The sequence below is a fragment of the Shewanella sp. SM74 genome (genome assembly GCF_025653725.1).
In the GTDB taxonomy this organism is placed as follows: domain Bacteria; phylum Pseudomonadota; class Gammaproteobacteria; order Enterobacterales; family Shewanellaceae; genus Shewanella; species Shewanella oncorhynchi.
Genome location: NZ_JAKKRZ010000011.1, coordinates 161881 through 168583 on the forward strand (window position 1 = coordinate 161881; position 6703 = coordinate 168583).

Here is a 6703-nt window from a genome sequence, read left to right on the forward strand (position 1 = left end):
GACTTTAGTGCCCGGAGGCGATCGCCCTGCGGGCAATTTTGTCGATTAAGCCTGGCGCGATCAGCTTAAGCCAACGCCCCAAACGACCGCGAAGTGAAGTAATCAGTTGACGGCCTCGAGTTGCAATCACTGGCAACATCATATTAGCGCATTGCTCAGCCGTCAGTATCTTAGCTTCCTGCATCGGAGATTTACCTAAAGGATGACCTGCACCATCGAGGGCACGTTTGTGAATTTGTGACACCACAAAATCGGGGCAAATAACAGTTACGGCCACATTATCATCCACTAATTCAATCCGCAAAGAATCGAAAAAACCAATCACAGCATGTTTAGAAGCGGCATAACCGCTGCGAGTAGGAACGCCCGTTAATCCAGCGACTGACGCCACAACCACCACTTGGCCTTTACTGGCTTTCAAGTGCGGTAACGCGGCATGGGTTAAATACGCAGGACCAAGATAATTCACCCGCATTATGTCTTCAAGCACCGAGAGCTGAGTCAGTGCATCAAAACGTGACCACATAGTCATGCCAGCATTGTTAATCAAAATATCGAGATGGCCATAATGCGCAACAGCAGCTTCAACTAAGGCTTCACACTGTTCTGGGCTGGAGACATCGGCGGCAAATACAAAAGGAGGCGGACCATAATTAGCGATTTCTAAAGCGAGTGATGCGAGACGTGTTTCATTACGCGCACTGAGCACTAGTTGGCAGCCCATTCGCGCCATTGCCACTGCGAGCGCCCGACCAATACCTTCTGAGGCACCCGTGATGATCACGACCTTGCCAGTGAGTCCATCCATAGTCATTCCTTTGTTATCGCTATGTTAATTACGCCTTTTGCTAAATTGGCATAATCACGCTAAAAGCGCAATCCTTCACGCGCGTTGTGCAAGCCTCATCTCGTATTGCTCACGATAATTAGCTAAGGGTTGCGGGCGCCCTATCGCATAACCTTGCGCATAGTTAATGCCTATGCTCAACAACCTGTCAATAATATCCTGATTCTCAACAAATTCAGCAACAGTCTCGATTCCCATAACCCGACAAACATCCTGAATCGATTTAACGATGGCGTAGTCTTTAGCATTCACGGCGAGATTCTTAATAAAACAGCCGTCGATTTTGACATAATCCACGGGCAGCTCACGCAGATAGCCATAAGAGGCAAAACCACTGCCAAAATCATCCAGTGCAAATGAAAAACCGAGTTTACGTAACTGCTTCAACATTTCCATACCACGATTGCGATTTTGGATCGCGGTGGTTTCAGTAATTTCAAAACAAATACATTGGCTTGGAATATCAAAAATGTGTTGCTGCTGGGCGATATATTCCACCATACCTTCGGCACCTAAACTATTGCCTGAAAGGTTGATCGAAATACAATGATCAGGCCAAAGCACGGGGTTCAAAGACAACCATAAAAAAGCTTTGCGGATGACTTCTTTATCGATATCTGGCATCAACTTAAAACGTTCAGCGGCGGCTATAAACTGCGCAGGCGCCAAAATGCGGCCACAGGGCTCTTGAATTCGTAGCAGGATTTCCATTCGTTGTCGCTGCGGACCACTGCCTAGTCCGCGGATCGGTTGGTAATACAGAATCAACTCATTTTCTTCAATCGCTTGCGCAATACGTACCGCCCATTTAGGCGCATTTCTTTGGTAGGTGAGCTCTTTATCTTTATCATCGTAAAAATGAATTTGATTAGCCCCCTTAGCTTTAGCGGCAATGCAGGCAATGTCCGCGTCTTTCAATAATTCTTGCGCATCAATATAGGGCGCACGACCAAAAGCGACACCTATGCTGAGGCCAACTTTATAATTACAGTTTTTATCGTTCAACACTTGCATGGAGACTTGCGCGATCATTTGCTTCAGTAATTGCGCCACAGATAAGGCACTACGATTACAAATCACTAAACCAAACTCATCGCCACCAAGGCGCGCCAATAACTCCTGTGGCCCAAGACAAGCCTGCATGGCCTTAGCCACCATAGCAAGCATACGATCGCCTGCAGTATGGCCACAACTGTCGTTAATTAACTTGAATTGCTCCAAATCGAGATAACAAACGGCGATGGTTTTAGCAGAGGCGGCAAATTGGGGTAACTGCTCATCAAATGCCTGACGGTTTAGCAGCCCTGTAATGCTATCGAAATTTGCCCTTTTTTGTAGCTGGTGTTTAAGCAACTCTTCTTGAGTGATATCCCGCAATACCACGACAGTACCAACAATTTCTTTATCGTGATTGCGCAGATTGCTGATACTGCGCTCCATAATCCGAGGCGAAGCAGTTAATAGTTTGATTTTCTCGACCTGCGGCGCTGATTCTTCGAGACGAATACAGGTAAAAACCGCCTGGTTCAACTGCTCCCCAGCCTTTAACAGACTCGCAAGGCTTTGACCTATGGCATAGCAACTAGCAACATCGAGAAGCAACTCGGCCCGTGGATTCATATAAATCACGTTGGCATCGACATCGGTCAAAATCACCGCTTCAGCAATGGATTCTAAGGTGATTTTCGCGCGTTCTTTTTGCTGATAAATTCTTGCCAGCAAGCTATTAACACGGCTGGCGAGCACTTCTAATTCTTCATTACCCTCGCTTGTAACGGGTTGATAGACACTGGACATAGGATCGACCAGCGCCAATTGATGCATCAGATTTTTAAAGGGTTTGAGTAAGCCCGAACGCAGCCAAATATAACCAAGACCAACAATAAACACACCAAAGAGAATAAATCCGAGCGATACCCAATCGAGTTGAAATTTAACCTCTCTAAAGGGACCATCGGAAAACAGCACTTGCAGGTAGACAGGCTTATCTTTTAACAGACTTGGAATGTTAATCGCGTCACTGTGCACACCATCAACTGTTGGCGTAACGTCGCGAGAATGGCTCATGCTCACCTTAGTCACCAATAAGGCCTGAGCATATTCAAGTAAGTCTTTATCAGTCAGTTGGCGTACCAGCAGCACAGATTCATTGGGCGCAGAAGCCACGGAAGTAACGACATAAGCATACTTGCCCATCAAATAAGCGCCAGCAACACTGGGCTTATCGGCACTGACAATAGCACTGGCGATTTCTCGTAACTTATCATTCTCAAAGGGACGTTCATTGGGGAAAAAAGGGTGCAATTCACCCTGCCGTAGAATATACCAACTCAGATTGGCTGACATTGAGCTATCGCGCCACGAGGATTCAAGCTTTTTAAGTTGGTCTTCATCTAATTGAGACAAAGGTAAGGCATAGATATTAGTGAGAAAGGTTAAGCGATCGACATCAATTTGAAACTGCTGCTGGATATTGGCAAGCTCACGGTTAGCACTATCTTGACGTAATAGCTCGACGCGATGGTCGTACCAATAACCAAGACAATAGGAGACAATTACCACCGCAGGGAGACAAAAGCCCGCAATAAATACCATTATTTTCTTGCCAATGTGCATCTCTTACCACGGCTTGTTATGACTAAATTGATTGACGGCCTTGCATAATCCTTCACTGCGCCATGCAACATATCTTATTTGCGAATAGTATTAAACATCACTTTGCTTTAGTCGTTGCTAAAGTAGACATTTTCATGCAATTAAATCAATTTTATACCTTTGATTTAAATTAAAATTTATAAATTAAACGATTATAAGTTTTACTTTTTTATCAAGATAATTCACACATAATCAGTATGTGAATATAGGGAATTCAAGTCGTTGTTTAAAAGTAAGACTCATTAAGCTCGCAGACGATAGAAACCACCGCATACGCTAATCCATAAAGATACCTTCGCCAGAAGCTCCAACGCTATCAAATTCAAATGTCGGATATAAAACAGGCCCGCAAGCGGGCCTGTTTCGCAAACCAAAAATTATTTATGGTATTGCTTTGATTGCGCATGAACCGCCTTGATAAAGGCGCCAGCATGTTCTGGATCGACATGCTGATGAATACCATGGCCTAGGTTAAATACATGGCCAGTACCTTCACCATAACCCGCTAAAATATGGCCAACTTCCTCTTCGATACGTGGAATTGGCGCATACAACATGGATGGGTCCATGTTGCCTTGCAATGCCACTTTATGGCCAACACGACGACGGGCATCGGCAATGTCTACCGTCCAATCCAAACCTAGTGCATCACAGCCAGTTTCTGCCATCGCTTCTAGCCACAAACCACCGCCTTTAGTAAACAGCGTCACTGGCACTTTACGGCCATCGGCAAAGCGTGTCAGACCATCAATAATCTTCTGCATATAACGCAAAGAGAACTCACGGTAAGCAGAGTGCGATAACGCGCCGCCCCATGAGTCAAAAATCATCAAAGATTGCGCACCGTTAGCAACTTGAGCATTCAGGTATAGGATCACTGAATCGGCTAATTTATCTAACAGCATGTGTAATGCCATTGGCTCTGCGTAAGCCATCTTCTTAATTTTTTCGAAGGTTTTGCTCGAACCACCTTCAACCATATAAGTCGCTAAGGTCCAAGGTGAGCCAGAAAAGCCAATTAACGGCACTGCGCCATTCAGTTCACGGCGAATAGTGCTAACGGCTTTCATCACATAACCCAGCTCATCTTCTGGATCTGGAATTGAGAGCTTTTTGATCGCATCGATAGTGTCTGTTGGGCGCTCGAAACGTGGGCCTTCACCCGCCTCAAAATACAAACCTAAACCCATAGCATCGGGCACAGTTAGGATATCGGAAAACAAAATCGCCGCATCGAGATCATAACGACGTAAAGGTTGCAGCGTGACTTCACAGGCAAGCTCATGATTTTTACACAAAGACATGAAGTCACCCGCTTGAGCGCGAGTGGCTTTATATTCAGGAAGATAACGGCCAGCTTGACGCATCATCCACACAGGGGTCACATCGACAGGCTCTTTTAGTAGGGCGCGTAAATAACGATCATTCTTTAATTCTGCCATTGGGCTTGGTTCCTAGTCTTATTGAGATCCGCTGGGTCGGTAGTTTAGCATTTACGCGAATAATGTAACCTTTATGTGCAAATTTATGTGAGCTATTCCCCATCATTGGCGTCGATTTGACCGCATAAACCGGAAAATGTTAGCCAGCTAACATACTGCTCATTTATTCGTAACGAAGTCACACTCAGACAGAAAAAAGTTGCGCCGGTTCCCCGCCTTTGGTATAAAAAGTCTGCGCTAGCAAGAACAATCAAGAAGCTCGTCGCATCGAGCCTGCTATAAACTTTACTCGCCCAACGATAGGTTTCTATCGTTGGGCTTTTTATTTGCATTTTTCGATACGAAACAGCTGGTTTGTCCATTTCGTCATTCTCGCAAATTCGCATGAAAAGAGTTGATCGATTAGCAACTTGTCCCTACATTAGAGTTATGTGCTGGCACTTAAATGGAATGCATCATGCTGAGAGAACTCGAAAAAGCAGAACAGAAGTGGGGCGGTTCAAATAAGCTTATTGATCAATGGCTAAAAAACCGTCGAAAACTGTTAGTGCATTACTGCCAAATTGCTGGGCTTCCTCCTTACAGTAAATCAGAAAAATCACTTCCCTCGTTCGAACATGTTAAATCTTTCTGTGACTTATTAGTTGACTATGTCTCCGAAGGACATTTCGAGGTCTATGATAAAGTCGTTAATGCCTGCAGTGAATATGGCGAATCAAGCAAAACGCTCGCACAACAAGTATTGCCCAAGATAACGCCAACCACGAATGCAGCATTAGATTTCAACGATAAATATGCGGAAACACAAGACGATTTCGTATTGTATCAACTCGATAAAGACCTATCTGAGCTCGCCCATAACATGGAAACACGCTTCGAACTCGAAGATGAACTACTTGAAGTTCTCCATCGCAAACATTCTGAGCACAACCAGTAGCCCTCCTTCCTAAGCGCACCTTGCTGCATCTGTGCGCTTATCTATCCTTTCCCTCAATCGTTTTGAAAATGAAGTAGCTGGCTTTGGGCTACTACAGGAACCGTTTGAATCAAATTGAATCCGATAGAGCAGATGTAGTCATGGCCGAGGCAGCACACATTGGCAAATCGTTGTTTCAATAGGTATGGCGATATTGTTATGTAATGCTCGATAGCATTAATGTCTTGAGGAGCCACAGAAGATGACTCAGTTGTGCTTTCGGGAATGGATAAATTTTGCTAATTAATAGAATTGGTTTAGCTTTAAAACAAAAATTTCATATTCTGATAAGGATGTCATCTACATGATGCCCGACTATGACGATAACCACATGCTTCGAGCCCGAAGCATGTGCGTCACTGACACGAATTATCCACGACGCCATAACGAAAAAAGCCTCATCTTTCGATGAGGCTTATCTCTTAATGTTGGCGGAGCGGACGGGACTCGAACCCGCGACCCCCGGCGTGACAGGCCGGTATTCTAACCAACTGAACTACCACTCCTTTAGCTTAGCGTCTACACGTTAACCTAAATTAGGCGCTTGGCGATGACCTACTCTCACATGGGGAGACCCCACACTACCATCGGCGCGTTTGCGTTTCACTTCTGAGTTCGGGATGGGATCAGGTGGTTCCACAAGGCTATTGTCACCAAGCAAATTCTGTTTATTACCGTGTCCATCGCTGGCTCACGTTAATAATAATTCGGAAAGCTGATTTTCTGTTGAGTCTTTAACTTTATCAAGTATCTGTATTCTGTCTAAGGTCCGTAAAACCCATC

4 protein-coding genes, 1 tRNA gene and 1 rRNA gene are annotated in these 6703 nt (G+C 44.9%); 1 reads left to right on the top strand and 5 read right to left on the bottom strand.

Annotation, left to right across the window (positions count from 1 at the left end; genetic code table 11):
- Positions 1 to 4 precede the first annotated feature (4 nt).
- From L5M49_RS13305 to hemE, 3 genes are all read right to left on the bottom strand, one after another.
- The gene (locus L5M49_RS13305) at positions 5 to 808 is read right to left on the bottom strand and encodes an SDR family oxidoreductase (protein WP_263266243.1); all 804 of its coding nucleotides are present in this window, start codon (positions 806 to 808) and stop codon (positions 5 to 7) included.
- 75 nt (positions 809 to 883) lie between these two features.
- Positions 884 to 3463 carry a putative bifunctional diguanylate cyclase/phosphodiesterase gene (locus L5M49_RS13310; RefSeq protein WP_113941706.1) on the bottom strand — a complete coding sequence of 860 codons (2580 nt, stop codon included), beginning with the start codon at positions 3461 to 3463 and terminating at the stop codon, positions 884 to 886.
- 416 nt (positions 3464 to 3879) lie between these two features.
- The gene (hemE, locus tag L5M49_RS13315; RefSeq protein ID WP_006079904.1) at positions 3880 to 4944 is read right to left on the bottom strand and encodes a uroporphyrinogen decarboxylase; all 1065 of its coding nucleotides are present in this window, start codon (positions 4942 to 4944) and stop codon (positions 3880 to 3882) included.
- Between the two features lie 457 nt (positions 4945 to 5401).
- On the opposite strand from hemE, the gene rsd reads away from it, so the two are divergent.
- Positions 5402 to 5881, top strand: a complete 480-nt coding sequence (gene rsd / locus L5M49_RS13320) for a sigma D regulator (protein ID WP_113941703.1) — start codon at positions 5402 to 5404, stop codon at positions 5879 to 5881.
- Positions 5882 to 6349: 468 nt separating this feature from the next.
- On the opposite strand, the gene L5M49_RS13325 is transcribed toward rsd, so the two are convergent.
- Positions 6350 to 6426: transfer RNA gene (locus tag L5M49_RS13325), tRNA-Asp, on the bottom strand.
- A 36-nt stretch (positions 6427 to 6462) separates the two neighbouring features.
- A 5S ribosomal RNA gene (gene rrf, locus L5M49_RS13330) occupies positions 6463 to 6578 on the bottom strand.
- Between the last annotated feature and the right edge of the window lie 125 nt (positions 6579 to 6703).

What these genes read in the sequence shown, in the direction of transcription:
- L5M49_RS13305 (WP_263266243.1), bottom strand. Translation starts at nt 808, where the DNA reads ATGGATGGACTCACTGGCAAGGTCGTGATCATCACGGGTGCCTCAGAA.
- hemE (WP_006079904.1), bottom strand. Translation starts at nt 4,944, where the DNA reads ATGGCAGAATTAAAGAATGATCGTTATTTACGCGCCCTACTAAAAGAG.
- rsd (WP_113941703.1), top strand. Translation starts at nt 5,402, where the DNA reads ATGCTGAGAGAACTCGAAAAAGCAGAACAGAAGTGGGGCGGTTCAAAT.
- L5M49_RS13310 (WP_113941706.1), bottom strand. Translation starts at nt 3,463, where the DNA reads ATGCACATTGGCAAGAAAATAATGGTATTTATTGCGGGCTTTTGTCTC.